Origin of the sequence: Chitinolyticbacter albus (assembly GCF_024437655.1) — a bacterium.
Lineage (GTDB): Bacteria > Pseudomonadota > Gammaproteobacteria > Burkholderiales > Chitinibacteraceae > Chitinolyticbacter > Chitinolyticbacter albus.
In genome coordinates this window covers 144666-170851 of record NZ_JANBVF010000017.1, presented here as the reverse complement: position 1 = coordinate 170851, position 26186 = coordinate 144666, and the positions used below count along the sequence as shown (strand labels likewise).

The following is a 26186-nucleotide window of genomic DNA, read 5'->3' as shown; positions in this document are numbered from 1 at the left end:
GGGCGACATGCTGTACCTGCCGCCGGGAACCGGTTACCCGCAGCGCGTGCACGGGGCGTTTGTGGCCGACGACGAGGTACATCGCGTGGTCGAGCACCTGAAGCAGTTCGGCGAGCCGGACTATGTGGATGGCGTGCTCAATGGTGGCTTCGACGCCGAAGCGAGTGCAGGAGGCCTGGCCCTTGCGGGCGGCGACGGGGGCGAGGAAGCCGATCCGTTGTATGACGAAGCCGTTGCCTTCGTCGTGAAGAACCGCCGCGCCTCGATCTCGTCGGTGCAGCGCCAGCTGCGCATCGGCTACAACCGCGCGGCGCGGCTGATCGAGAGCATGGAAGCAGCTGGCCTGGTCAGCGCTATGGAATCCAACGGCAACCGCACGGTGCTGGCGCCGGCGCAGGACTGACGATTACGGGGCCTACGCCCCGTTATTGGATCAGGCCACTTGCCGCAGTTGCAGGTCGACCAGCGCCGCAAGCTTCGCCAGCCCCTCATCGATTCGCGCCGCGCTGGCGTGGCTGAAGTTGAGCCGTAGCCAGCCCTCCTGCTGCGCGCCTGTCGGGTAGAACGCTACGCCCGGCATCACCGCCACATCCTCGGCCAGTGCCGCGCGCATCAGCGCCATGCTGTCAACGCCCTGCGGCAATTTCACCCAGAAGAACAGCCCCCCTGCCGGAACGGCCCAGCGCACCGTGTCGCCGAAATGGCGGGCTAGGCTCGCCGCCATCGCATCGCGCCGCGCACGGTAGCCAGGCAGGTTGCCGGCGACATGCGCGTCGAGCACGCCCGCTTCCAGCACGCTGGCAACGATGTGCTGGCTGAGCCGGTTGCTGTGCAGATCGGCCGCCTGCTTGAGGCGAGTGAGCGGCACGACGAGCTCCGGGTGAGCAATCAGGTAACCCAGGCGCAGGCCAGGCGCCAGCGTCTTGGAGAACGAACCCTGGTATACCCAGCGTGCCCGATCGAGCCGCGCCACCAGCGGAGTCGGCGCGGCGCCATCGTACGCCAAGTCACGGTAAGGGTCGTCCTCGAACACGACGCCTTGGCCCGCGTCGAGCAGCGTTGCGGCGCGGTCACGTTCGGCTGCGCTGTAGCAATAACCGCTCGGGTTCTGGAAGGTGGGAGTGAGGTAGCACAGCCGCGCGCGGTGGGCGGCGAAGCCTAAGCCCGACCAGTCCGGCCCCGTGGCCGGATCGACCGTGAAGGGCTGAAATTCCGCGCCAAAGAGGCCGAACGCCTGTAGCGCGGCGAGGTAAGCGGGCGCCTCGACCAGCACCGGCGTGCCGGGCTCGACCATCAGCTTGGCAACAAGATCGATGCCCTGCTGCGAGCCGTTGAGGATCAGCACCTGTTCGGCGCTGCACGCCAGCCCCATGGCTGCGGCGCGCGCGGCAACGAGCTCGCGCAGCCGCCATTCGCCCTCGCTCTGGCCGTATTGCCAGACACCATCCGGTATACCCTGGATCAGCGCGGGATCGGGGCGGAACAGCGCATCTTCGGCCGGCAGACCGCCGGCAAAGGAAATCACTTCGGGACGCTGGGTCACGGCGAGGATTTCGCGCACCAGCGAAGGGGTCAAGCGGGTAATGCGTTCAGCAAACATAGGGGCTCCGAGCGATGGGCGTTACACCGACGCGTTGATTTGTGTCGAAAAATGCACGCGTCATGCGCGTCGGTGTTCACCTGAGGGCCGGGAGCTGGTACGGTTTGCCCTGTCATGAACCGGCGATCATGTGGGATATGCCGTTCAGGGGTGAATCAACCACAATAACAAGTCAGGATAGTTGCCACATCCTGCACAACGATAGAATATAAGTCAATATGATTGACACAGAGGAAGGACGGCTTAACGCCGCGTTGGAACTGTTCTATTACGCTTACCGGGCGTTCACCACCCAGCCCGATGCCCTGCTCTCCGAGCGCGGCTGGGGGCGGGTGCATCACCGGGTGCTGTATTTCGTCGGCCGCGAGCCGGGTCTGTCGGTGAACACGCTGCTGGCTCGATTGGGCGTGAGCAAACAGGCGCTGCACGCACCGCTGCGCGAACTGCAGACCGCGGGGCTGGTTAAGGCCTGCGTCGCCGAGCACGACCGGCGCGTGAAATGCCTGTACCTGTCGGAGGAAGGGCTGGCCTTGGAGCGCGAGCTCTCGGGTAGCCAACGCGCCATCCTGGCCCAGGTGTTCTCGGGGTTGGATGGCTATGCCAGCGACGGTTGGCGTGCAGTGATGCTCTCGCTCGCTGCCGCCGATACCGGCGTGGTGCGCCGCGAAGCGTAAATCTCCGGCGGCGGGCGGGCGGCAGAGCAATGTCATGTGCGTAAATTTCGAACGGACGCAATGTATATTTTTTGATCCGGCGCACAACAAATCACGCTGCGCCCACTTATGCTGACTCCACGATGACTATCGTGGAGCAGCATATGTCCGCCCCCCAAATTTCCACCGAATTCCTGTCGCTACCACTTGCCACCCCCTTGATGAACGCTTCGGGCGTATGGTGCACGCGGGTCGCCGAACTCGATGCCCTGGTCGATAGCGCCGCCGGCGCCATGGTCACCAAGAGCTGCACACTGGCGCGGCGCGAAGGCAATCCCGAACCCCGCTATCGCACGCTGGTCGCACCGGGTCTGTCGGGCAGCATCAACTCGATGGGGCTGCCCAACGAGGGCTATGGTTACTACCTCGATTACGCAGCGCAGCACGATTACGAGAAGAAACCGCTGTTCTTCTCAGTGTCTGGCCTCACGCTGGACGACAATCTCACCATCGTCGCCGCCGTGCGCGATGCGGTGCTGCCGGTGCAGCTGGAACTCAACCTGTCCTGCCCCAACGTGCCGGGCAAGGCACAACCGGCCTACGACTTTGCCGCGATGGACGAGCTCGTCACCGAGGTGGCCAGCGCCTACCGCCGCCCGTTCGGCGTGAAACTACCGCCCTACTTCGATTTCGCCCATTTCGATGCCGCCGCGGAAATCCTGAACCGGCACCCTCATCTGGCCTGGGTCACCTGCATCAACTCGGTCGGCAATGCCCTGGTGATCGATACCGCGCATGAATCGACGGTGATCCGCCCCAAGGATGGTTTCGGTGGGCTGGGCGGCGACTACGTGCTGCCGATCGCGCTCGCCAACGTGAATGCGTTTTATCGCCGTTGCCCGAGCAAGGCCATCATCGGCTGCGGCGGCGTGCGCAGCGGCGAGCATGTATTCCAGCACCTGCTGGCCGGGGCCACGCTGGTTCAAGTCGGCACCGCGCTATACGAGGAAGGGCTGGGCCTCTTCGAGCGCTTGAACCACGAGCTGGTCGCGCTGATGGAAAGCAAGGGCTACGCGCGGATCGCCGATTTCCACGGGCGACTGCGCACGCTGTAGCCCGCAATGCCTTAGTAGGAGACCGGCACGGGCTCCAGGCTGCGCCACAGATACCAGGATGCGGCCGTGCACCAGGGCTGCCACGGCTCGGCCAAGCGCCGGAGTTCGGCCTTGGGGCGGCGCTCGCCGCCGTGGTACAGCAGCGCGATCGCGCGCACGATGCCGATATCGTCGAGCGGCAGCACGTTAGGCCGCAGCAGATGGAACATCATGAACATCTCGGCGGTCCAGCGGCCGATGCCACGGATGTCGGTCAGCGCGCCGATCAGCGCCTCGTCGTCGAGACCGGCCAGTACCGCACGATCGAGCCGGCCATCGGCATGGTGGCGCGCCAGATCGCCCAGGTATTCCACCTTGCGCTGCGACAGCCCACAGGCGCGCAACGCCAGCGGATCGGCCGCCAGAACGTGCTCGCTCGCCATGGTGCCCACCTGCTCGAGTACGCGGCGCCAGATCGAATCGGCCGCCTTTACCGAGATCTGCTGGCCGACGATGGAGCGCGCCAGCGTCAGGAACACGTCGCCCCGCCCTTCCAGGCTGATGCCGGGGTACTGAGCGATCAGCTGCGCCAGCACTGGGTCGCTGGCGGCGAGATCGGCGCAGGCACTATCCCACCAGTCGGGCTTGCCCAGGATCACGATGCATACTCCTCGGCAGCGTGCCAGATGCGGTGCCACAGGGCGTTGAGGCCGCGGCGGCTGGTAAACGTCCAGTTCAGTTGCTCCGGCTGCACCGCCTGCCACAACCCCTGCCCATCCTGCCGCGCCACGGCGTAACGAAAACTGTAGTCCGGCTCCGCGCCCATGCGCAGATCGGCCAGCACCAGCGTGCCCTGGTGCGCCTCGGCCTTGACGAAGCCGTGAGTGAACCACAGCAGCCGCGCCACCGCCGGGGTTTCAGCCACCCGGGTCAGGGCGGCCTGCTCGCTCGGGTACTGACGGAAGCGGATCGGACCACTGTCGGCCACGAGCGAGTAGTCGCCTTCCAGAAAACCGTCGGGCGTCAGCACCACCACCCGCCACAGCAGCGTGTTGAACGGTGTGGGTACCGAGAAGCGCGGTGCATCAGCCAGGCCCCGTGCGGTGAGCGTGCGCGCGGCGATATCGTCGATCCGGGCCTTGGCGATCAATGACCAGCCCAGATACACCGAACTGAGCAGCACGCCAGCCCACAGCCAGCGTCGTGCCACGCCACGCTCGCGCCAGTACCAGGCGGCGACACAGCCTGCCAGCAGCGGTAGCGTGTAAGCCGGATCAATGATGAAGATGCTGGACCACATCGTTGGCGGCGGGGTCAGCGGCCACCACAGCTGGGTGCCGTAGACGGTGAACGCATCGAGCAGCGGATGCGTGAGTAGCGCCAGCCAGATCGCGGCCAGCCAGCGCCGTGGCGCTGCACGCACCACGCCGGACCCAAGCTTCGCCAGCCACCAGACCAGCAAGCCCAACAGCGTCAGCACCGGCAGCGAATGCGAGGGGCCGCGATGCCAGGTCACGTAGGTCACGGCATCGACGCCCATCAGCGCCAGCGGCACGATGTCCAGATCAGGCAAGGTGCCGAGCATGGCACCGGCCACCAGCGCGCGGCGGCGCTGGGCGGGAGGCACCGCCAGCGCGGCGACGCTGGCACCGAGCACGATCTGGGTCAGGGAATCCATGGCGGGGGCAGGAATGAGGATGCACCCGATCGTAGCGGCGAGCGCAGTCTGCGACAACCGGATCCTGGCTGCGACCGCGTGAAATCAGCACTGGCAGGCCATGCCGCGCAATAAGCGTGGCTTGACCGCGCTGCTTGTGGACTATCGACCCTAAGCATTGCACGGTGGTCAAAAGCAACAAGGCCAGCGAAGCTGGCCTTGTATTCGAACTAATTCACGATGTCAGTTCGCGCCTGGTGCGGGCAGCGGACTATCGATCATCTTGCACTCCAGAACACCGGCCTTGCCGATGGCTTCATCCACTTGCTGCAGCTTGGAGCCAGCCATCAATACGCCCATCTTTACCTCCTGCCAGACGTAGTAGGACTTTCCCGCTTCGACAGTCAGATCCAACTTGGAGGTGTTTTCAGCCTCCGACGCCAATTCATGCTGGCCCGGCTCAACCTCGAAGGCAAAGAACGTCTTGGCTGCAGTCTCACCCGCCTGCTGCCCGTCCAGCGCCACGGGCATGGTTATCGCAGCGCCCAGGGTTTCGTTCCGATAGACATAAACATTGGCCTTGCCTTCCTTGGGGGCGAACTGCTTGGCCGCAGCTTCCACCGCCGCGGGTGCAGAAGGCACGCTGGCGCAGCCCGAAAACGCGACCATGGCCGCAGCGGCACAAACGGTTGCAATCCACTTCATCATTCCTATTACTCCCTGATTTGGTTTTGTAGCCTCGGCTGATTTATCAATACCGAGCGCGCGATACTAACCGGACTGGGGAATGGATTCAAAAATATCCTTACCACATAAGAAATCTTGGCGGCACCACGCCAGTCCCCAACCATGTTCAGCCCTTGGCAAGCAAAATAGAACGATCGTACAATTTGGCGTCGACTGCAGGGAAAGTCCATGGAAACCGGACGCAAGATCATCCATATCGATTGCGACTGCTTTTACGCCGCCGTGGAAATGCGCGACCGGCCCGAGCTGCGCGACGTGCCACTGGCCATAGGCGGGCGCGCGGACCAGCGCGGGGTGATCTCCACTTGCAACTACGTGGCCCGGCGCTACGGCATTCATTCGGCGATGCCCACCAGCCGCGCACTGCGGCTCTGCCCCACGTTGACGCTGCTGCCACACTCGTTCGAGCGCTACCGCGATGCCTCGCGCCGCGTGCACGCCATCTTCAAGGGCTACACGGCACACATCCAGCCACTGTCGCTCGACGAAGCCTATCTGGACGTCAGTGACAGTGCCCACTGTAAGGGTAGCGCCACGTTAATCGCCGCCGAGATCCGCGACCGGATCCGCCAGGAAGTCGGCATCACTGCCAGCGCAGGCATTGCGCCCAACAAGCTCCTGGCCAAGATCGCCAGCGATTGGAACAAGCCCGATGGCCAGTTCGTGATCCGGCCGCAAGACGTGGCTGACTTCATGCCGGAGCTAGCGATCGCCAAGCTGTGGGGGATCGGTCGGGTCACCGCCGAGCGCCTGGCGCGCCACGGGCTCGTCTCCTGTGGCGACGCGCAAACCTGGCCGCTGCAACGGCTGGTGGCCGAATTTGGCAACCTCGGTGCCTCGCTCTATCGGCAATGCCGCGGTATCGACGAGCGGCCCGTGCACAACGACGGGGTACGCAAGTCCTTGTCGGTCGAAACCACCTATGTGGAGGATTTGCCCGATCTGCCCGCCTGCGCCGCCGCGCTGGCGCCGCTGTACGACGACCTCGTCGCCCGGCTGACCGGCCACGACGGCGAATTGATGCCGCACAAAGCGGTGGTCAAGATCAAATATCGCGACTTCACCCAGACCACCATAGAATGCGTCTGCCGCGAGCCGCGTGGCGACGTCTACCAGGCCCTGCTGGAACGCGCCTGGCCGCGTGGCGCCAAGCCGGTGCGCCTGTTGGGGGTGGGCGTGCGCTTTGCCGACCTGCCCGCGCCGCAAGGGGACAGCCTGCCTCTGTGGTAAGGCACTGTCGCAGCACACCCCTCTTCCCTTGCCCGATTCCCCGCATGTAATTCGCATAATTCAACTACAATTTTGCACTGCACAACGACGTAGGCAAATAAATACAACTACATTGTTGCAACGCAATATTTTTTCTCTATGATCTCGCTTGCGTCATAACTACTTACAAATAACTGAACGCATCTTGATTTGGAGAGGAATATGCACATCGTTACATTGCGGTATCCCGTCACAGCCTTCGCGCTGGCCGGGTTGGCCCTGGCCACTGGCCAAGCCCATTCGGCAGGATGTGAAGCCCCCTGGCAGGAAGGCTCGACCTACGCTGCTGGCCAGGTGGCCAGCTACATCGATCACAACTACGCGGCGCTCGTCACCCATATCGCTTACGTGGGCGCCAACTGGAATCCGGCCTCGACTCCCACACTGTGGCGTGACCTTGGCCCATGCGTATCGGTATCGACCACGCCGACGCCGATTTCGCCCACGCCCGTCACGCCATCCCCTGTGACACCGCCCCCCGTCAGCCCGACTCCGGTGACGCCGTCCCCCACCACGCCCACGCCGATCACCGCCACGCCGCTCCCCACCACGGTGCCAACGCCCGTCACCCCAGCCTCGGTCACACCCACTCCCCCCGCGGGCTGCCAGGTGGCGCCATGGAATCCGACCACGGCCTACCTCGCCGGCGAGCGCGTCTCGGTGGGCAATACCGTTTACCAAGCCAAGTGGTGGACCCAGGGCAATGACCCCACGCTGTCCGAGCCCTGGGGTCCGTGGAGCGTGGTCAGCGAATGCACCTACGTTCCCACCGAGCCGCCTGGTACCGACAAGCTCGTCATCAGCGAGATCGCCGCCAGCAACCATCCCGCCGAGGGCGCATGGGTAGAGCTCCACAACACGGGCGACACGCCATACGATCTGTCGGGCGCCGTGCTGCGCACACGCCGGACCTACAATTGCCTGCCGCCTTGCCCCGTCAACCAGTACACCCTGCCAGCCGGCACCCGCATCGTCGCTGGAGGCTTCCTGGTGATTTCGGCCACCTACGATCCCAATCCGGTTTCGTCGGCCACGCTACGGTATGTGTCCGACCCGTTGCAGTACCCGTCGTGGGGCAACGCGGGCTTTGTCGAGCTGGTTTCGAGCAACGGCCGCACCATCGATTTCATCCGTTTCGGCGACGATACCGCACAGCCCGCCACCAGCAGCGCCTGGGCCGGTAGCAACATCAGCGCCCTGCCGACGGGTCGCCCGGCGCTGGGCATGGCGCTGGTGCGCCCCTTCCCACTGCAGCCGGACAGCAATAGTGCGGGGGATTGGCGTCTGGTGCCGTTTTCAACGCCGGGTGGCGTGAACGACGTGGCGGCCGATGCCATCGATAGCGACAACGACGGCATTCCCAACTGGGCCAAGCACCCTGGCGGCAGCTACGGCGGCATCGATTTCTATGCGCTGGGTGCCCGCGCGGGTCGCCGCGATATCTTCGTCCAGCTTGACTGGATGCCCAGCAACGATCCTGGCACCACACCTCGCAAGGAGGCCCTCGACAATGTGGTCGCCGCATTCGCGCGTCGCGGTATTGCCCTCCATTTCGACGCCGGTCCGCTGTTCAGCGCCAGTTTCAACCCGGCGCTCTACAACCTGGGAGGCGGCCGTGCACTGCCCTACCAACCTTGCATATCGATGAACTCGACCACCAGCGCGGAGTGCCCGTCGATCTACGAATACAAGATGGGTATGGATGTGCGCCGCCGTCAGAGCTTCCACTATCTGGTGTTTGGCGGCTCGCAGAGCCTGGATGGCAGCGGTGGCAGCTCCGGCCGAGCAGAATTGCCGGGCAACGACCTGATCGTGACGCTGGGGGGGTGGCGGCTTTCCACGGATACGCCGACCGATCTGCAGATTCTGATCAACTACCAGGCTGGCACCATCATGCATGAGCTGGGGCACAATTTTGGCCTGTTCCATGGTGGCAACGATGGCGCCAACAACGAGCCCAACTACCTCAGCGTGATGAACTATCTGTATCAGCTCACCGGCGTGGGCAACGACGCCAAGACCGACGAGGCGGTACAACGCTGGTACGCCAATCATGGCATCGGCGGCTACAACGGCTATTGCGCGCTTGCCAACGGCCCGTGCAGCAACACGATGAACATCGATTACTCCGATGGCAGTGGCGCTGCGCTGAATGAAGGCGCGCTCAAGGAGTCGGACCTGCTCGGCCGCGGTGCCTATGCCGGCGTGTACGCCGACTGGAACGACAACAAGCTGGCCGACGCCGCGAGCTACGCGCTGGATCTGGGTGCAGACGGCGGCAGCCCGCTCTTGACCGACTACAACGACTGGGCCAACGTGATGTTGCCCTTCTCACGCAATGGCGACGTACTGAACGGCCAGCAGCCGGACGACGCAAGCGCGCCACAGACCGCCGTGCCCAACGCGGTCCAACATGATACTCAGCCTTTGTCTGACGAAGCCCCCCCTGCAAGCTGGCTGATTCCCGCCAAGAGATAGGCGAGGCTGCAGCCTTGTTCGGCCCGGTCCACGGCTATCGTGGGCCGGGCCGAACGTTTTGTTGCCCGGTTGCAGCACTCGCGCAGGCCCCATGCGCCTATCGTCGCCAGGCTAGCTCCAGCAGAGAAACCTTGGACTGCACCTTATGCGCCCGCTTAGGCTGCGCGCATCGACATGCTGCAGTGGCGCCTAGCGTGTTGCAGGCTCTTCCTCGGCAAAAGAAAAACGGCCCCGAAGGGCCGTTTTTTCAACGAGTTGCTACTTACTTCAGCGCATCGAATACCGTGGTGACGAGCTCGCCATCGGGCGTATCGCCGGTCAGCTCCCAGGCCATGATGCCACCCAGGTTCTGCTTCTTCACGAACTCGGCCTTTTCCTTCAAGGCCTGCACGTCATCGTAGACCCACATTTCGTCGCCATTGAGCTTCCATACTGCGCGGGTCTTCTCGTCGCGGAACACCTTGCCCGGCATGGCCTTGATGCCGGCATAGCCCAGCACGCCCGGCTCCAGCGGGCTCTTGGCCTTTTCCTTCACCGGCTGGCCCATGCCATTGTTGTCGGTCTTCGAGACCACCCAGCCATAGCCGTAGAACGGTACGCCCAGCACCAACTTTTGCGGTGGCACGCCCCCTTCCAGGTAGTTCTTGACGGTAGCCGCGCCCGAATTCTCTGCCGACGTGCCGTGAAGCTGCGCCAGGTGACCGGTTTTGTTCGACCACGGACCATTGAAGTCGTAGGTCATCAGGTTGATCCAGTTCAGCGGTTTGTGGATCTTGTCGAGCTCCATATTGTCCGAGATGTTGCTCGGCGCGCCGACTGCCACGGTGAGCAGCAGGCCGGGCTTGGAGGCATCCAGTTGCTTGCGGAACTCGTTAAGCAGCGCCGTGTAGTTCTGCTTGTCCTCGGCGCGCACGATATTGCCCGGCGCACCCTGGCTGGCTGGGTACTCCCAGTCGATGTCGATGCCGTCGAACACGCCTGCGGCCAGGCCCTCGACCAGCTTGCCGTCCTTGGTCGGCACGTTGCCCTTGATGTAGGCATCGATGCACGACTTGACAAACGCTTCGCGGTTTGCAGGCAGCGCCGCATCGGAGAAGTACTTGGACCAGGTCCAGCCGCCCAGGCTGATCACCACCTTCAGATCCGGGTACTTCTTCTTCAGCTGCTTGATCTGATTCCAGTGGCCGAACAAGCCCTTGTCACCCTTGTCTTCCTTGCCATCGAGCGTGTGCTCGGCCGGCACCGGGTTCCAATAGTCGAGGCCAGCACTGCCCTCGCCGTCCTTGTCGATGCCCACGGTGCACTTGTTGTTCATCACGTTACCGAAGGCATACTGCACCACCGTGGTCTTCTTGGCAGCGCCGCTGGTATCGAGGTTCTTCACCCAGTAACCGCGGCTGGTGCCCCAGGACGGGAAGTAATACACCTTCTGCATGCCCTTGGGACCGGGGGCATCGCCGGCGGCGATTTTGGCCAACACCGGCGCGGCGGCAGCTGCACCGGCGGCTTTGGCTGCGCCATCGCCGACCTGGACCAGCTTGATGTTGTCCATGAAGATGTCTTTGCCTTCGCCGTTGGACTGCACCCATTGCTCAACGGCAAGGTGGAAATCAAAGCGGCCCTTGAATTCGAACTCGTACTTCTCCCACTGCTTGGTGTCCTTGAGGCGGTTCGGGAAGCCCGACGGTGCCGTTCCAGCAATCCAGTAGTCGCGTCCGCCCGGGAAATCCGGCGTGATGCCGATCACGCCACCGCAATTGAAACCACATTTGCCCAGGTAGTCGAAAGACAGGATGTATTTGCCTTCGGGATATTTCTCCTTGGAGAAGATATCGCCACCGAATACGGGCTTGTCGAACCGCACCACCTTGTTGCCCGGGCGCAGCGGATCCTCGACGATGCTGGCGTTCATCGGCACCGAACCGTCGCCATTCTGGCCAACCCACTTTGCGTTCAGGTCACCGCCTTCAAAATTCTCTTCGAACACCACGCTGTCTGCATGGGCAAAGGCCGCCGCGATCATCAGCGGCAGGAACAGCTTTTTCATCGTCTTTCTCCTCGACTTGCCGGTCATCATCGGCCTTGTTGTTGCAACCGGAGTCACGTCCACACCTGCGCCCCGGCTCCGCGTACGTATATAGCATGATGGCCGGATGCACGTCAGCAATGCGTGCCCGGCCGTGACTGAGGCGCAACGCTAGAGCAAGCAGGGAAAAGCGCCACTTTGCTGCGGGTATCAGCGCACTCCCAATCTGCTATTCCGGGGCTTTCTTGAAGTCCGCGGTGATCTCCCAACATCGCGCCACCCACTCCGCACGCCTTTGGAGAGGCCTCGACGCTATCGACCCCATTGAACGGCAGCGACGCAGCTGGGGATTGGCCATACCGGCAGCCGACCCTCGCGAACTATCCATGTGGCATGGCCAATACGCCTGGCTAGCGCCGACTCAGCGTGCGTTTTGCTCGCGCTGCTGTTTACGGCGTTCGGCGAAGAAGGCTTTGAGCTGGGCGGTGGCCTCGTCGAGCAGCAGGCCGCCGATCACTTCGGCGTGATGATTCAGGCGGCGGTCGGCGAAGGGATTGATCACGCTGCCAGCGGCGCCGGTCTTGGGATCGCTCGTGGCGTAGACAATGCGTGACACGCGCGCGTGCATCATGGCGCCGGCGCACATGATGCACGGCTCCAGCGTCACGTAGAGCTCGCAGCCGGGCAACCGGTAGTTGCCCAACCTGCGCGCGGCCTGGCGCAGTGCCAGCATTTCGGCGTGCGCACTGGGGTCGCGCCGCGCGATCGGCGCATTGCAACCCCGGCCGATGATCTCGCCCTGGTAGACGACCACCGCACCGACCGGGACTTCGCCCAGCCGCGCCGCGCGCGCGGCCTGGCGCAGCGCGGCACGCATGAAACCCGCCTCCTCTGTGCTCCAGGCGTGCGCAAGCTCAAGCATGGCCGAGCAGCTCGGCCGCGTGCCGGCGGGTGGTTTCCGTGATTTCGACGCCACCTAGCATGCGGGCAATCTCCTCGACGCGCTCGGCTGTCGTCAGCGGCGTCACGGCGCTGACGATGCCGGCGTCGCCGCGCGACTTGCTGACCACGAAGTGATGGCTGCCGCACGCCGCCACCTGCGGCAGGTGGGTGATGCAGAGCACTTGTCGCACTTGGCCGAGCCCTGCGAGCAGGCGGCCGACGATCTCGGCCACGCGCCCGCCGATGCCGACGTCGACCTCGTCAAACACCAGCGTCGGCACGCCAGAGAGGCCGCTGACGATCACCTGCAGCGCCAGGCTGATGCGCGAGAGCTCACCCCCGGACACGATGCGCGCCATGTCGCGCGCCTCGGCGTCGCCATGGGCCACGCGAAACTCGACGCCTTCCAGGCCATGCGCACTCGGGCCAGCCGGCGTCAGCGCGATCTCGAATCGGCTGTCAGCCAGCGCCAGAGGACGCATTTCCTGGGTCACCGCGGCGGCCAGTACACCAGCCGCGGTTTGGCGCCGCGCGGTCAGCTGCGTGGCCAGGGTGTAGTAGTGCCGGGCCAGTGCGTCACGCCGTTCCCGCAAGGCATTCACGCCGCCGACGCCACCGAGCTCGGCCAGACGTGCCTGCCAATCGGCGAGGAGCCCCGGCAGCCGTTCCGGCTCCACCCGGTATTTGCGGGCTGTGCGCCAGATCGCGTCCATCCTCGCCTCGACCTCGGCGAGGCGTTCCGGATCGAGCTCCAACCTGTCGGCGTAGCGACGCAGCGCCTGCACGGTCTCGGCCAGCTGCGCGTCGGTAGCCGCGAGCAGCTCGTTGGCTTCGGCCAGCGCCGGATCGACATCGGCCAAATCACTCAGTACATGGGTCGTGCTGCCCAGCCAGGACTGGCAGTTTTCATCGCCGTCCGCCAGCGTGGTCAACGCGCCGTTCACTCCCGCAATCAGGCTGGCCGCGTGATGCAGCCGGGCGTGCTCGGCAGACAGCGCCGGCCATTCCTCGGCGGCCAAACCCAGCGCGGCCACCTCGTCGACCTGCCATTGCAGCCGCTCGCCTTCGGCGGCGAAGGTGGACGCATTGCGCTCGGCCTCGAGCAGCTCGGCGTCGGCGCGTTGCCAACCCCGGAAGGTGTGGGCCAGCTCGCTCGCCAGCGCCTGTGCACCGGCATAGCCGTCGAGCACCGCGCGCTGCGTATCCGGTCGCAGCAATTGCTGGTGCGCGTGCTGGCCATGGATATCGACCAGCAATTCACCCAGCGCCTTCAGCTGTGCCAGCGTTGCCGGCACGCCGTTGATGAAGGCGCGACTCTTGCCAGCGGCGTCCAGCGTGCGACGCAGCAGCAAATGCCCGGCCTCGTCGCCGATAAGTTCGTTGTCCACCAGCCATTGCTGCGCGGCAGCGCAGTTCGCCAGATCGAACTCGGCGGCCAGTTCGGCGCGCTCGCTGCCGTGCCGCAACAGGGCGGCGTCGGCACGATCGCCGAGCAGCAGGCCGAGCGCATCGAGCACGATGGACTTGCCGGCACCGGTCTCACCGGTCAGCACCGTCAGGCCTTCGGCAAAATGGAGATCGAGCTCGTCGACGATGACGAAATTCTTGAGCTGCAGGCTCACAAGCATGGGCGGGTTCCGCGGATCAGTGCAGGCGCGCGCCCCAATGCAGCTTGGCGCGCAAGGTGTCGTAATAGTCGTAACCGATCGGATGCAGGATGCGCAGCGTGTTGCGATAGCGGCGGATCCGCACGCGATCGAGCTCGTGCATTTCGCAATCGGACTGGGCGTCGAAGTAGACGCGCGCATCCTGGCTGCGTGTCAGCACGAACTCCACTTCGCAATCGTCGTTGATCACGATGGGCCGGTTGGACAGCGACTGCGGGCAGATCGGCACCAGCGCGATCGCCGGCAGGCTGGGATGCATGATGGGGCCGCCGGACGCGAGCGCATAGGCCGTGGAACCGGTGGGCGTGCTGACGATGAGCCCGTCCGAGCGCTGGCTGTAGACGAAACGGCGATCGATGAACACCTCGAACTCGATCATCGAGCCGCTGGAGCCGCGGTTGAACACCACGTCGTTGAAGGCCAGCGCCGAGGCGATTACCTTGCCCTCGCGCTCTACCGTGGCTTCGAGCAGGATGCGCTCCTCGGGCGCGAACGCGCCCTTGAGCATCTGCCCGATCTGCGCTTCCATATCGCCCAGCGGCACATCGGTCATGAAGCCAAGCCGGCCCTGGTTCACGCCGATCATGGGCGTGCGGTACGGTGCCACCAGCCGTGCCACGCCCAGCATGGTGCCGTCGCCGCCGAGCACGATCACGAGATCGGCCACCTTGCCGATGTCCGCGCGCTCGACCACGTCGATGCCGGCCAGGCCATGCTCCAGCGCCGATTCGCGGTCCACCAGCACCCGTGCGCCGGCCTCGGCCAGCATCTGCGTCAGGTGCTTGAGCGGCTCGGCGATCGTCGGCGTGTTTTGCCGCGACACCAGCGCGATCGTCTTGAACAGGCTTTGCATGGGCAACGATTCCGTAGGCAACGGGCGAATTTAACCATAGGCCGGCGTCCTTTGCGCGATGCCGTGGCCCTTCAACCGCACTGCCCTTGCATTCTTCGTGGCTGTCCACATGTGAACACAGTGCATGGCTGCAGCCGCTACGCCATGCCCGATCTGATTTAGAATCGCTGCCATGCTGAACGAACGCGCGCAAATCCTGCTCCATACCCTGGTGGAACGCTATATCGCCGACGGGCAACCGGTCGGCTCCAAGGCGCTGTCGCACTATTCGGGGCTGGACGTCAGCTCGGCCACCATCCGCAACGTGATGGCCGATCTGGAAGCACTGGGATTCATTGCCAGCCCGCATACCTCGGCCGGTCGCGTCCCCACCGCGCTCGGCTATCGCTTTTTCGTCGATTGCTATTTGTCCGCCGGAACACTGACCACACTCAACACCGAGGACATCCTGCGCAGCGGCAACCTGTTGCCGACTGACAACCCGCAGCGCACCGCCGCCGCCGCGTCGCAGCTGTTGTCGCAACTGACCAACTTTGCCGGCATCGTACTCGCGCCCAAGCGCCAGGACGTGCGCTTGCGCCAGGTGGAGTTTCTCAAGTTGTCCGAGCGGCGCGTGCTGCTGATCCTGGTCACGCAAGATGGCGACGTGCAGAACCGCATCCTGCATCCGCAAGTGGAGTACGGCGAAGCGCAGTTGCAGGAGGCGGCCAACTTCATCAATGCCCATTGCAGCGGCCGCACGCTGACCTCGCTGCGCGGTGTGGTCGAAACCGAGATGCACCAGCTGCGCGGCGAGCTCGTCACGCTGCTCAACGCCGCGGTCGAGCCCCCTCACGCCGATGCCACCGAGCACATCCTGGTTTCCGGCGAACATCATTTGCTGGCGAGCGCGGAGCTCTCCGCCAATATGGGACGACTGCGCCAGCTGTTTGAGCTGTTCGAGCGCAAGGCCGCGCTGCTGCAATTGCTGGAAAGCGGCCACGCCGCAGATGGCATCCAGATCTATATCGGCGGTGAATCGGGTCTGGCGCCGCTCGACGACTGTTCGGTCGTCACCGCGCCTTACCGCGTCGACGGCGAAGTGGTCGGCACGCTGGGTGTGATCGGACCGACGCGCATGGCTTACGATCGGGTGATCCCCATCGTCGACGTCACCGCGCGGCTGCTGTCCAATACGCTGTCTTACTGAGCGGCGCTCACTGGTTGCGCATAAAATCCGCGGTGCGGGTGAACGCCTCTTCCAGGTGGGCGCGCAGCGCCGCTTCCATCGGCACCTCGGCCATCGCCTGGAACATGCAAAGCAGCCACTGATCACGCTCCGCCTCGCCGATGGCGAACGGCATATGGCGCGCACGCAGGCGTGGATGGCCGTACTTCTCGATGAAGAGCTGCGGCCCGCCCAGCCAGCCGGAGAGGAATTCAAAGAGCTTCTGCCGGATCAGCGTGGTATCCGCGGCGTGCATGGCCTGGATGCCAGCCGCGCGCGGGTCGGTCGCCATGATGTCGTAGAAGCGATCGACCAGCTGCCGCAGCACGGCCTCGCCTCCCAGCAACTCGTAAGGCGTGATCTCGGTGACTGCGTCCATGGTGTTCCGTCCGGCGGGCAAATGCTTGAAAACACGGATGTTAACACGCGTCCTCGCAGGCTCGACCAAGCTTGTAAGCATATCCCGATCGGAGCTGGCAGATGGTTCACGCCATCCGCGAGCAAAGTGCGGCCAACCAGAACATCGCGCGCAATGTGGCGCGGATCACCCAGGCCAGCGAGGAAAACCACAGCGCGGCAGCCAGCAGCGGCGAGCTGTCACAACGGCCGAGAGCGCTGACCGGGGAGCTCGACCGTACCATCAGCCGCTATCGGCATTGAATCTGATGACAAACAAAAAACCGGGCGTAGCCCGGTTTGTCAGCCTGCGCTCAATCGGGCTGGTAGGGATACGGCTTGTGCGGCACGTTCGATACCGTGCTGCGGCTGCGCTCGTCCAGATTGATCGGCGCCTTGTCCCACAACAGCGCACGGCCTTCGACCTGGCCACGCGCCACATCGGGGTGCTCGTTGAGGTAGCCTTGCATGAACTGGGTGAATTCGGAAACGTATCGGGTGTTCTTGAACATGATGGTGCCTGACTGAAGTTGACCGGATTATAAAAGAGTCGTGCGGCGCGGGCCAGCGCCGGGCAGCGCTTCAGAGCACCGCGAGCCGCGGTAACACCGCAGCATGCAGCGCTGCGTTCGCCGCGGCGATCACCCGGCCGCTGCTGTGCCGGTTGAGTGCCTCGCCCTGCCAGTCGGTCATCCGGCCACCGGCCGCGTTTACCACCGGCGCCAGTGCGGCAAAATCGTGCAGCTTCAGCCCTTCCTCGATCACCAGCTCCAGCCAGCCGCTCGCCACCTGAGCATAGAGAAAACCGTCACCGCCGTAGATCGGATAGCGGCATAGGCTGGCCAGGCCATCGAACACCGAGCGTGCCGCGTGCAGGTATTCGGGACCGGTGGTACCGATCCTCGCTTGCGCGATCGCCGCCACCTCGCTGGCATGGATCGGCCGGCCGTTCAGCGTGGCCGACACGCCCTGCCCGCCCAGCCACAGATCACCGGTGATGGGTTGGTGGATGCCCCCCAGCACCGGTACGCCGCGGTACATCAAGCCGATCAGCGTGACAAAGAGTGGCCTGCCCACGGTAAACGACTTGGTGCCGTCGACCGGATCGAGCACCCAGACCCAATCGGCGTCGGCATTTTCCTCGCCATACTCCTCGCCGATGATGCCGTCTTGCGGCCGCTGTGCCTGGATCAGCGCGCGCATGGCAAGTTCCGCCTCGCGATCGGCACGCGTCACCGGGCTGGCGTCATCCTTGTCGTCGATGGCCAGTCCGCTGCGGTAATAAGCGCGTATCACATCACCGCTGGCGGCAACGAGGCGATGCATCAGGTTCAGCTGTTCGGGCAAGGCGGCGATGGGCATGGTGCACTCATCCGGATAAAGCAAGGTCGGCGAGCCTATCACGAGTCGCCCGCCACCCCAAACGAATGGCAGCCGAGCTGCCATGGGCATGCGTATTTGATAATGGTTATCATAATAAAAATCAATAATAACTTTTAAAGTTAAAAGGAAATGGAATTAAGCAAATGAAGGGAATAAAATCTTTGGATTAACCCCTCTGGAGTTACCACCATGCAAGGCGACAAGCAGGTACTTCAGTCGCTCAATGCCGTGCTGGGCAACGAGCTCATCGCCATCAACCAGCTGTTCCTGCATGCGCGCATGTACAAGAACTGGGGCTACAAACGTCTGAACGACCGTGTCTATCACGAGTCGATCGCCGCGATGAAACGCGCGGACAAGCTGATCGAGCGCATCCTGTTCCTGGAAGGCCTGCCCAACCTGCAGCAACTGGGCAAGCTGTGGATAGGCGAAGACGTACCCGAGATGCTCGAGTGTGACCTCAAACTCGTGTCCGGGCACTTGCAGCTGCTGCGCACAGCCGTCGTCAGCTGTGAATCGGCGCAGGATTTCGTTTCGCGTGACCTGCTCGAAGCACTGCTCGACAGCGAAGAGGAGTATGTGGACTGGCTGGAAACGCAGCGCGAGCAATTGGTTGCGCTGGGTCTGGCCAATTACCTGCAATCGCAGATCGACGAATAAGGAGCGTCCATCATGCAAGGCAATCCGCAGGTCATCGCCACGCTCAACCAGCTGCTGGCCGCCGAGCTCTCCTCGGTCGACCAGTACTTCGTTCATAGCCAGATGTATCACAACTGGGGTTACCAGCGGCTGTATGCGCGGATCGATCATGAACGCGGCGACGAGATCGGCCACGCCACGCGGCTGATCGAACGCATTCTGTTTCTTGGCGGCATTCCCGACGTGGCGGCACGCACCGCGCTGCGTATCGGTACCGATGTACCCGCGATGCTGAAGAACGATCTCGACACTGAATACGAGGTTGCCGCCGCGCTGAAGCAGGCGATCGTACTGTGCGAGGGTGTACAGGATTTCGTCACGCGACGCGTCCTGCTGCAGCTGCTCGACGACACCGAACAGGACCACGCGCACTGGCTGGAGCAGCAACTGGGGCTGATCCAGGCAGTGGGATTGCAGAACTACCTGCAGTCGCAGGTCGAAGCGCCGGGCTGAGCCACGCAGCAAAAGAAACGGGACGCCAGAGCGTCCCGTTGTCGTATCCAGTTTCGCGGTTCAGGCCGCGGCCAACGCGTCCATCTCTTCCCAGCCGCGTCGCGCTTCTTCCTCGATCGCATCGAGCATCACTTCACGTGCGCAGCCGATACACTGGCCACAACAGGTGCCGACCTTGGTCATCTGCTGCAGCTCGATGAAATTGCGCGCACCGTTCGCCACGGCTCGCCGCACGGCCTTGTCCGACACGCTGTTGCACACGCAAACGTACATCGACAACCTCACCATTGATAAGCGTTCTCATTATGTACAAAACGACGTACGCTATGCAATCGCAAATGCGACCGCTTATCGATTGGATCGCCAGCGTAGGATGGCGCATCACACACGGGGTAAATGCCAGAGCACCTGCCAATCAAACGGCGTCCAGGCGCTGACCGGAGCGGCAACGCGGCGCAGGGCCGCGCCGGTCCAGCCATTGCAAGTACGAAACAGATGGTAGCGGCCGTGCGCCTCGTAGAAGGCATCGCGCCGGTTGTAGTGGTAGCCCGCAATCTGCATGGCGTGCCCCCCTTCCTGCCTCACCGTGTCGTGCACGTAAGCGATCAGCACCGCGTATTGGGCAGGTGTCAGTCGCCAGCGTCGCGCCTGCGGCCCTCGCGGTGTGACGCGCAGGTACTCGGCGTGCAGCAAGGTGCCGCCCTGCCCACTCAACGCTCCCCAGGCCGTGCGCAAGGTGAGATCGGACCATTGCGGCGTATTCAGGTAAAACTCGCGATTGCCCCAACCCAGCGCCAGCCAGGCCGGCGCGGCCTCCACCTGCCGCATGTGCTGCGTCGGAAAAAACCGGCGCCAGTCCTGCTGCGCCGTGACTACCGGCAGCACCAGGTCGGTATGGACGCCGTTGCTTTGCACGTAGATATCGATGGTCGCGTCGGACGAGGGCTGCGTTGCCGGCACTGGCCAGTACAGCAAGGCCGACGAGACGCCGAAGTACAGCGCGATACCCGCCAACAACGTGAGCAGCGCATAGAGCGCCCAGCGCAAAACTCGAACCAGCACGTACATCAGTAATACTGCTCCCTATCAACCAGGCCAGCCACTTGCCCGCCAGCGTGCAAAGCAGCGAGTTTATCCGCGATCTGCTGCGCGGCCGGGACGATCAGCGTAGTCGCCGCCACATGTGGCGTCATCAGCACCTTGGGATGGCGCCACAGCGGATGATCGGGCGGCAATGGCTCCTCCGGAAACACATCCAGCACGGCGCCCCGCAGGCGATCGGCATCCAGCAGCAGCACCAGCGCATCCAGATCGAGCTGATCGCCGCGGCCAGCATGGATGATGGCAGCGCCCGCCGGCAGGCGCGACAGCCTGGGCCCGTCGAGCAGGCTGCGCGTGCGGGGCGTCGATGGCAGCAGGTTCACGAGGATGTCGGTCTGCTCCAGCAGCGCCTCCAACGCGGTAAGGCCCTCGTGGCAGGCCACGCCCTCGAGCGCACGCCGGCCACGACTCCAGCCTGACACCACATAGCCCAAGGTCGCCAATCGCGTAGCGACCACGCCGCCGATCTCGCCCAGGCCCAACACCGTGACCCGGGTCTGTGCAGCCGATCGGGGCGCGTGCTGCAGCCAGTGATGCCCATGCTGCTGGGCAGCGTACAGATCGAAATCCCGCTGAAACCGCAGCACGCCATACAGCACGTACTCGGCCATCTGCGCCACCATCCCGGCGTCGGTCAATCGCACGATGGCGACATGGGATGCGAGATCATTGCGCTCGACGAAACGATCGACCCCCGCCCCCAGCGTGAACACCGCCTTCAGCGCCGGAAACTGCGCAAAGAAGTGCTCGGGCGGCCGCCATGCGGCGAGGTAACGGACCGCATCGACCTTAACAGGATCGGGCCAGGCGGCCACGGTCACATCGGGCAAGGCGGCGCGCAGCGCGTCCAGCCAGGCTTCACGCTGGTATGGGGTATAGAGATAAAGCATGCAGATTCAGGAGAACGTGTTGCAAGCCTTGATCTGGCCGGCTTCGAAACCACGGCGGAACCACTGTATGCGCTGCTCGGAAGTGCCGTGCGTGAAGGAATCGGGCACGATCTGCCGACCCGAATTACGCTGCAGCGTGTCATCACCGATCGCATGCGCGGCCGTCAGTGCCTCTTCCAGATCGCCCTGCTCCAGGATGCCACGCTGGCTGGCGTAGTGGCCCCACACGCCGGCGAAGCAATCGGCCTGCAGTTCCTGCTTTACCGACAGCGCGTTGCCTTCGGCATCCGACAACTGCGGCCGCTGGGCATGCACCTTGCTCGAAACGCCGATCAGGTTCTGCACATGGTGGCCAACCTCGTGTGCGACCACATAGGCTGCGGCGAAATCGCCGCCCGCGCCAAAGCGCTTGTCGAGTTCGTCGAAGAAACCCAGATCGAGGTAGACCTGGGAGTCGCCCGGGCAATAGAACGGCCCCACTGCGGAACTCGCTTGGCCGCAGGCGCTGTCGACGCCACCGCGGAACAGCACAAGCTTGGGCGCCCTGTAACTGGAGCCGGCGTCCTTGAACAATGCGCCCCAGGTATCCTCGGTATCGCCCAGCACCTTGGAGACGAACTGCACGTTCTGATCGTTGTCGCTAGCACCCGTCGCCGCTTGCTGCGTACCCTGGCCCGCCGGCATCTGCATGACCAGCGACAGCAGCTCGATCGGGTTCTTGCCCATCAACAGGCCAACTACCACGACAACGGCAATACCGCCCAAGCCCAGTTTGGCGCCACCGCGGCCGACACCGCCCAATCCGCGACGGTCTTCGACATTGCTGCTCGCCCTCATTCGGTCCCAGCGCATCATCCGCTCCTTCGCGTGCTATCCACTCAGCATAACACCGGCTTCAGCATGAGTAGCGCCAAGCGATGGGAGTCGGGTCGGCGTCCTGACCTTGGAACGCGCGCGGCCATCGCTGTTCATGCACCCGAGCGCGTTGCCCAACTTCGTCGTGGCGGTAGTGTTTTTGCTCAATGTCGGTGAAACAAGGCTTCGTGGCCAGCATAGGCGATATTGGCGGGTTTGCCGGCGCGGATGCGATCCCAGATTTTCTCGTGGAAGAAATAGGCCACCGTATTCACCATGGGCTCGACCAGCGCCAGCATGCTCGATACCCCGATATTGCCAGTCAGCAAGTAAGCCACGGCGAAGGCGACGCTGAAGTGGGTGATGGCGAAGGTGATGGTCTTGGTCATGATGCACTCCTTGTTTAAGTTGATAGTAATCATTCTCAACACCATGGAGAAATTGATTATCCTCACCACGGCCATTTGTGAAAACTATCAAACTTAAGTCGGGCATCGCCAAAACGATCTGTATGGGCAAACAAAAACCCCGGCCTTGGCCGGGGTTTTCTTCATGCTTGCGTTCAACCCAGGTAGGGATGGCGCAGCACGATGGTTTCTTCGCGATCGGGACCCGTCGAAATGATATCGACCGGTGCCTCGCAAACCTCGGCGATGCGTTCCATATAGGCGCGGGCGTTGGTCGGCAGGTCTTCCCAGCGTTTTACGCCAAAGGTCGATTCGGTCCAGCCCGGCATCTGCTCGTACACCGGCTGGCAACGAGCGATTTCCTCGGCACCGACCGGCAGGATGTCGATCTTCTGGCCATCCAGCAGGTAGCCGGTGCACAGGTTGATCGTTTCGATGCCATCCATCACATCGAGCTTGGTCACGCACAGGCCCGATACGCCGTTGATCTGGATCGAGCGCTTGAGTGCGGCGGCATCGAACCAGCCGCAACGACGCGGACGGCCAGTAACCGAGCCGAACTCGTTGCCGCGCTTGGCCAGGCCAGCGCCGACCTCGTCGAACAGTTCGGTCGGGAACGGACCGGAGCCGACGCGGGTGGTGTAGGCCTTCACGATGCCCAGCACGTATTGCAGCATCTGCGGCGCCACGCCAGCACCCGGTGCAGCGGCACCCGCGACGCAGTTGGACGAGGTCACGAACGGATAGGTGCCGTGATCGATATCGAGCAGCGTGCCCTGCGCGCCTTCGAACAGCAGCGGCGCGCCCGCCTTGTTGAGGTCGTACAGCGTGCGCGATACGTCGGCCAGCATCGGCTTGATGCGCTCGGCGTAGGCCAGCGTCTCGTCGTGCACCTTCTGGAAGTCGACGGTTTCGGCCTTGAAATAGTGCTTGAGCGCGAAGTTGTACCAGTCGAGGTTCTCCAACAGCTTGGCGGCGAACCGTTCCGGGTGGTACACGTCCTGCAGGCGGATCGAGCGGCGCGCGATCTTGTCTTCGTAGGCCGGGCCAATGCCACGACCAGTGGTGCCGATCTTCTTGTCGCCCTTGGCGGCTTCGCGCGCCTGGTCGATGGCAACGTGGTACGGCAGGATCAGCGGGCAGGCCTCGGAGATCTTCAGCCGGCTGAACACATCGATACCGGCCGCATCGAGTTCGTCGATTTCCTTGAGCAGCGCTTCAGGCGAGATCACCACGCCGTTGCCGATGAAACAGGCCTTGCCCGGATGCAGGATGCCCGACGGGATCAGGCGCAATACGGTCTTCTTGCCGCCGACGACCAGCGTGTGGCCCGCGTTGTGGCCGCCCTGGAAGCGCACCACGCCCTGGGCGTGATCGGTCAGCCAGTCAACGATTTTGCCCTTACCTTCGTCACCCCACTGGGTACCGATCACGACGACGTTTCTGCTCATGGAAATCCTCGATTCAAACCTGATAAAGCCATTCAAAATCAACGACGCGGGCGCAGCATGGCACCCTCGCCCACATCCGTCAAACTGCGTGCGCGGGCACCACCTGCCAGCCGCTTACGCCCGCCACCAAGCGGCGATCACAACCGGCTTCGCCGGCGTCCACACCCAGGTCGACCACCACAGTTTCGCCAGCCGCGCGCAGCGCGCGGATCGCGGCGATCAGCGCCGGATCGTCGCCACGCGGCGCCAGGATGGCGGGCGCAGTATCGGGGAACGGCAAACGACTCATTTCGCGCAGGTCGAGGCTGAAGCCCGTGGCCGGGCGCGAGCGGCCGAACTTCTCGCCGACGCGGTCATAGCGGCCACCACGTGCCACCGCGTTGGCAAAGCCATCGGCGTAGGCGGCGAACACGAGGCCGGTGTGGTAATCGCTGCTCTTCACCTCGGCCAGGTCGAAGCGCACCTTGATGCCGCGCACGGCCAGTGCAGCTTCGAGCTGCGCCAGCGTATCAAGCGCGTGCAGCACCTCAGGCAAAGCCGGCAGCGAGGCGCGCGCGCGCGCCAGCACTTCGCCGTGGCCATACAGCGTCGGCAACGCGGCCAGCCCTGCGGCGATCTCGGTCGGCAAGCCGGCACACGCAGCCTTGAGTGTCGGCACGTCTTTCTGCTGCAACGCGATGAACACGCTATTGCGGGCTTCGCCGCCAAGACCGGCGGCGTCGGCCAGCGCGTGGAACAGGCCGATATGGCCGATATCGAGGTGCACATCGGCGAGCCCGGCCAGCGCCAGGCTCTCGAACATCAGCTCAATCACCTCGACGTCGGCGGCAACGTCGGCGCAGCCGTAGAGCTCGGCACCGATCTGACGCGGCTCGCGCGTCGAGAGGATGCCGTCGGGCCGGGTATTGACCACCGAACCTGCATAGCACAGCCGGGCGACGCCCTGGCGATTGAGGATATGCGCGTCGATGCGCGCCACCTGGGGCGTGATATCTGCACGCAGGCCCATCTGGCGGCCGGTCAGCTCGTCGACCAGCTTGAAGGTCTTGAGATTGAGTGCGGGATCGTCGTGCAGGAACAGCGATTCGACGTATTCCACCAGCGGCGGCATCACGAGTTCATAGCCGTAGCGGCCGAACAGATCAAGCATGCTGCGGCGCATCGCTTCGATCTGGCGCGCTTCGCGCGGCAATACGTCGGAAATGTTTTCCGGCAGGATCCAGTTACGCATGGGTTCTTTTCAAACAAAGGCCCGAAGGTGCGAGAGCACCATCGGGCGCAGCGGATTCAACAAACGGTTAGTGTACGGCGAGAGCGAGGATCAGGCCAGTCATCAGCGCGGCAAAGCCGAAGATTCTGACCTGCCGATCGGACAGGCGTGTCACCTGGCTCATCGCGCGCTTCCATACGGCGGGCGCGGCAAAAGGCAGGATGCCCTCGAACACGAGCACGAGCGCAAATGCCAGGAGCAGCGTGCCGCTCACCGGCCAGCCGCCCGCGGGTTCTTCATGTACTTGAAGAAGTCCGCGCTCGGGTCGACCACCATCAGGTCGCTCTTTTTGCGGAATGCCTGCTTGTACGCTTCCAGGCTCCTGTAGAAGGCGTAGAACTCGGCGTTCTGGCCGTAGCCTGCCGCGTAGATTGCCGCAGCCTGGCCGTCGCCCTCACCCTTGAGCTGCTGGGCCTTGTTGTAGGCATCGGCCAGCGTCACTTCGCGCTTGCGATCGGCATCGGCCTTGATCTTCTCGGCCTCGGCACTGCCTTCGGCACGCAGCTGGTTGGCCACGGCCTTGCGCTCGGACTGCATGCGCTCGTACACCGAGTTCAGTGTGCTGTCCTCAAGTTCCACGCGCTTGATACGCACGTCGATCACCTTGACGCCGATGCGTTCGGCGTCGGCGGCGGCAACCTGCTTGACCTTGGCCATGACCTCTTCGCGCTTGCCCGAGATCACATCCTGCACCGTGCGCTTGCCGAACTCGTCACGCAGCATGTTGTTCACGGTATTGCGCAACCGGTCCTGCGCCTTGCGCTGATCGGTACCGACAGCCTTGTAGTAGCGCTCCACGTCGGCGATCTGCCACTTGATATAACTGTCGGCGCGCACATTCATCTTCTCGATGGTCTGGATACGTGCGGGCGCATCGCCATCGATGGTCTGGATGCGCTTGTCGAAGTAGCGCACTTCCTGCAGTAGCGGGATCTTGAAGTTGAAGCCGGGCTGGGATATCACCCGACGCGCTTCCGAGAACTGGAACACCACGGCGAACTTGCGCTGATCAACGGTGAAGAAAGCCAGGCTCAGTACGAACAGCCCGACCAGGATGACGGCGAGCGTCGGCAATATGCGATTCATCT

29 protein-coding genes are annotated in these 26186 nt (G+C 63.7%); 9 read left to right on the top strand and 20 right to left on the bottom strand.

Annotation, left to right across the window (positions count from 1 at the left end; genetic code table 11):
- On the top strand, positions 1-403 hold a 403-nt coding region (locus tag NLI84_RS12310; RefSeq protein WP_284699911.1), incomplete at its 5' end, for a DNA translocase FtsK.
- 30 nt (positions 404-433) lie between these two features.
- On the opposite strand, the gene NLI84_RS12305 is transcribed toward NLI84_RS12310, so the two are convergent.
- Positions 434-1600 carry an aminotransferase-like domain-containing protein gene (locus tag NLI84_RS12305; protein ID WP_255990571.1) on the bottom strand — a complete coding sequence of 389 codons (1167 nt, stop codon included), beginning with the start codon at positions 1598-1600 and terminating at the stop codon, positions 434-436.
- Between the two features lie 218 nt (positions 1601-1818).
- Here NLI84_RS12305 and NLI84_RS12300 point away from each other — a divergent pair, with 218 nt between their 5' ends.
- Together NLI84_RS12300 and NLI84_RS12295 are read left to right on the top strand one after the other, a co-directional pair.
- Entirely contained in the window at positions 1819-2274 is a 456-nt protein-coding gene (locus NLI84_RS12300) for a MarR family winged helix-turn-helix transcriptional regulator (RefSeq protein WP_255990570.1), read from the top strand.
- A gap of 143 nt (positions 2275-2417) precedes the next feature.
- Entirely contained in the window at positions 2418-3368 is a 951-nt protein-coding gene (locus tag NLI84_RS12295; protein ID WP_255990564.1) for a dihydroorotate oxidase, read from the top strand.
- Between the two features lie 11 nt (positions 3369-3379).
- Here NLI84_RS12295 and NLI84_RS12290 read toward each other — a convergent pair whose 3' ends face one another.
- The 3 genes from NLI84_RS12290 to NLI84_RS12280 form a co-directional block, all read right to left on the bottom strand.
- A complete protein-coding gene (locus NLI84_RS12290; protein WP_255990563.1) occupies positions 3380-4006 on the bottom strand; it encodes a DNA-3-methyladenine glycosylase family protein in 627 nt (208 codons plus the stop codon).
- Positions 4003-5025, bottom strand: coding sequence for a metal-dependent hydrolase (locus tag NLI84_RS12285; RefSeq protein WP_255990562.1), 1023 nt, complete (start codon positions 5023-5025; stop codon positions 4003-4005). The genes NLI84_RS12290 and NLI84_RS12285 overlap by 4 nt, the downstream gene beginning before the upstream one ends.
- A 222-nt stretch (positions 5026-5247) precedes the next feature.
- Complete coding sequence (locus NLI84_RS12280) at positions 5248-5712, bottom strand: DUF2846 domain-containing protein (RefSeq protein WP_255990560.1); 465 nt, start codon at positions 5710-5712, stop codon at positions 5248-5250.
- Positions 5713-5919: 207 nt separating this feature from the next.
- Between NLI84_RS12280 and dinB the strand changes: the two genes are divergently transcribed.
- Together dinB and NLI84_RS12265 are read left to right on the top strand one after the other, a co-directional pair.
- Positions 5920-6981 (top strand): DNA polymerase IV, encoded by a 1062-nt coding sequence (gene dinB / locus NLI84_RS12275; RefSeq protein ID WP_255990558.1) that lies wholly within the window; start codon positions 5920-5922, stop codon positions 6979-6981.
- A gap of 201 nt (positions 6982-7182) precedes the next feature.
- On the top strand, positions 7183-9498 hold the full coding sequence (locus NLI84_RS12265) for a carbohydrate-binding protein (protein ID WP_308445824.1): 2316 nt from the start codon (positions 7183-7185) through the stop codon (positions 9496-9498).
- 262 nt (positions 9499-9760) lie between these two features.
- Here NLI84_RS12265 and NLI84_RS12260 read toward each other — a convergent pair whose 3' ends face one another.
- The 4 genes from NLI84_RS12260 to NLI84_RS12245 form a co-directional block, all read right to left on the bottom strand.
- Positions 9761-11545: a glycoside hydrolase family 18 protein gene (locus NLI84_RS12260; RefSeq protein ID WP_255990554.1), complete on the bottom strand. Its 1785-nt coding sequence runs from the start codon at positions 11543-11545 to the stop codon at positions 9761-9763.
- A gap of 400 nt (positions 11546-11945) precedes the next feature.
- Positions 11946-12401, bottom strand: a complete 456-nt coding sequence (tadA, locus tag NLI84_RS12255; protein ID WP_255990553.1) for a tRNA adenosine(34) deaminase TadA — start codon at positions 12399-12401, stop codon at positions 11946-11948.
- A 37-nt stretch (positions 12402-12438) separates the two neighbouring features.
- The gene (gene recN / locus NLI84_RS12250; RefSeq protein ID WP_255990552.1) at positions 12439-14094 is read right to left on the bottom strand and encodes a DNA repair protein RecN; all 1656 of its coding nucleotides are present in this window, start codon (positions 14092-14094) and stop codon (positions 12439-12441) included.
- Positions 14095-14110: 16 nt separating this feature from the next.
- Entirely contained in the window at positions 14111-14986 is an 876-nt protein-coding gene (locus NLI84_RS12245) for an NAD kinase (protein ID WP_255990551.1), read from the bottom strand.
- 172 nt (positions 14987-15158) lie between these two features.
- Here NLI84_RS12245 and hrcA point away from each other — a divergent pair, with 172 nt between their 5' ends.
- Entirely contained in the window at positions 15159-16175 is a 1017-nt protein-coding gene (gene hrcA / locus NLI84_RS12240) for a heat-inducible transcriptional repressor HrcA (RefSeq protein ID WP_255990549.1), read from the top strand.
- A gap of 7 nt (positions 16176-16182) precedes the next feature.
- On the opposite strand, the gene NLI84_RS12235 is transcribed toward hrcA, so the two are convergent.
- Positions 16183-16572 carry a group II truncated hemoglobin gene (locus tag NLI84_RS12235; protein WP_255990541.1) on the bottom strand — a complete coding sequence of 130 codons (390 nt, stop codon included), beginning with the start codon at positions 16570-16572 and terminating at the stop codon, positions 16183-16185.
- A gap of 101 nt (positions 16573-16673) precedes the next feature.
- On the opposite strand from NLI84_RS12235, the gene NLI84_RS12230 reads away from it, so the two are divergent.
- On the top strand, positions 16674-16853 hold the full coding sequence (locus tag NLI84_RS12230; protein WP_255990540.1) for a hypothetical protein: 180 nt from the start codon (positions 16674-16676) through the stop codon (positions 16851-16853).
- 50 nt (positions 16854-16903) lie between these two features.
- Here the strand turns inward: NLI84_RS12230 and NLI84_RS12225 are convergent, their stop codons facing one another.
- Together NLI84_RS12225 and NLI84_RS12220 are read right to left on the bottom strand one after the other, a co-directional pair.
- Positions 16904-17101 (bottom strand): DUF3460 family protein, encoded by a 198-nt coding sequence (locus tag NLI84_RS12225; protein WP_255990538.1) that lies wholly within the window; start codon positions 17099-17101, stop codon positions 16904-16906.
- 70 nt (positions 17102-17171) lie between these two features.
- Positions 17172-18035 carry an inositol monophosphatase family protein gene (locus NLI84_RS12220; RefSeq protein WP_255990535.1) on the bottom strand — a complete coding sequence of 288 codons (864 nt, stop codon included), beginning with the start codon at positions 18033-18035 and terminating at the stop codon, positions 17172-17174.
- A gap of 126 nt (positions 18036-18161) precedes the next feature.
- On the opposite strand from NLI84_RS12220, the gene bfr (NLI84_RS12215) reads away from it, so the two are divergent.
- Together bfr (NLI84_RS12215) and bfr (NLI84_RS12210) are read left to right on the top strand one after the other, a co-directional pair.
- The gene (bfr, locus tag NLI84_RS12215; protein ID WP_255990534.1) at positions 18162-18632 is read left to right on the top strand and encodes a bacterioferritin; all 471 of its coding nucleotides are present in this window, start codon (positions 18162-18164) and stop codon (positions 18630-18632) included.
- A gap of 12 nt (positions 18633-18644) precedes the next feature.
- Positions 18645-19124, top strand: coding sequence for a bacterioferritin (bfr, locus tag NLI84_RS12210; RefSeq protein ID WP_255990532.1), 480 nt, complete (start codon positions 18645-18647; stop codon positions 19122-19124).
- Positions 19125-19184: 60 nt separating this feature from the next.
- Here the strand turns inward: bfr (NLI84_RS12210) and NLI84_RS12205 are convergent, their stop codons facing one another.
- The 9 genes from NLI84_RS12205 to hflC all read right to left on the bottom strand — a co-directional run bounded on the left by NLI84_RS12205 (position 19185) and on the right by hflC (position 26184).
- Entirely contained in the window at positions 19185-19397 is a 213-nt protein-coding gene (locus NLI84_RS12205) for a (2Fe-2S)-binding protein (protein WP_255990530.1), read from the bottom strand.
- Between the two features lie 108 nt (positions 19398-19505).
- Complete coding sequence (locus tag NLI84_RS12200) at positions 19506-20192, bottom strand: TIGR02117 family protein (RefSeq protein ID WP_255990529.1); 687 nt, start codon at positions 20190-20192, stop codon at positions 19506-19508.
- Positions 20192-21115, bottom strand: a complete 924-nt coding sequence (locus tag NLI84_RS12195) for a 2-hydroxyacid dehydrogenase (RefSeq protein ID WP_255990528.1) — start codon at positions 21113-21115, stop codon at positions 20192-20194. Before NLI84_RS12195 ends, NLI84_RS12200 begins: the two co-directional genes overlap by 1 nt.
- A gap of 6 nt (positions 21116-21121) precedes the next feature.
- Positions 21122-21967 carry a KPN_02809 family neutral zinc metallopeptidase gene (gene ypfJ / locus NLI84_RS12190; protein WP_255990527.1) on the bottom strand — a complete coding sequence of 282 codons (846 nt, stop codon included), beginning with the start codon at positions 21965-21967 and terminating at the stop codon, positions 21122-21124.
- A gap of 167 nt (positions 21968-22134) precedes the next feature.
- Positions 22135-22359: a DUF2061 domain-containing protein gene (locus NLI84_RS12185; protein WP_255990526.1), complete on the bottom strand. Its 225-nt coding sequence runs from the start codon at positions 22357-22359 to the stop codon at positions 22135-22137.
- Positions 22360-22532: 173 nt separating this feature from the next.
- On the bottom strand, positions 22533-23828 hold the full coding sequence (locus NLI84_RS12180) for an adenylosuccinate synthase (RefSeq protein WP_255990525.1): 1296 nt from the start codon (positions 23826-23828) through the stop codon (positions 22533-22535).
- A gap of 79 nt (positions 23829-23907) precedes the next feature.
- Positions 23908-25059 carry an ATP phosphoribosyltransferase regulatory subunit gene (locus tag NLI84_RS12175; RefSeq protein WP_255990524.1) on the bottom strand — a complete coding sequence of 384 codons (1152 nt, stop codon included), beginning with the start codon at positions 25057-25059 and terminating at the stop codon, positions 23908-23910.
- 67 nt (positions 25060-25126) lie between these two features.
- Positions 25127-25312, bottom strand: a complete 186-nt coding sequence (locus NLI84_RS12170) for a DUF2065 domain-containing protein (RefSeq protein WP_255990523.1) — start codon at positions 25310-25312, stop codon at positions 25127-25129.
- Entirely contained in the window at positions 25309-26184 is an 876-nt protein-coding gene (gene hflC, locus NLI84_RS12165) for a protease modulator HflC (RefSeq protein ID WP_255990522.1), read from the bottom strand. Before hflC ends, NLI84_RS12170 begins: the two co-directional genes overlap by 4 nt.
- Positions 26185-26186 lie beyond the last annotated feature (2 nt).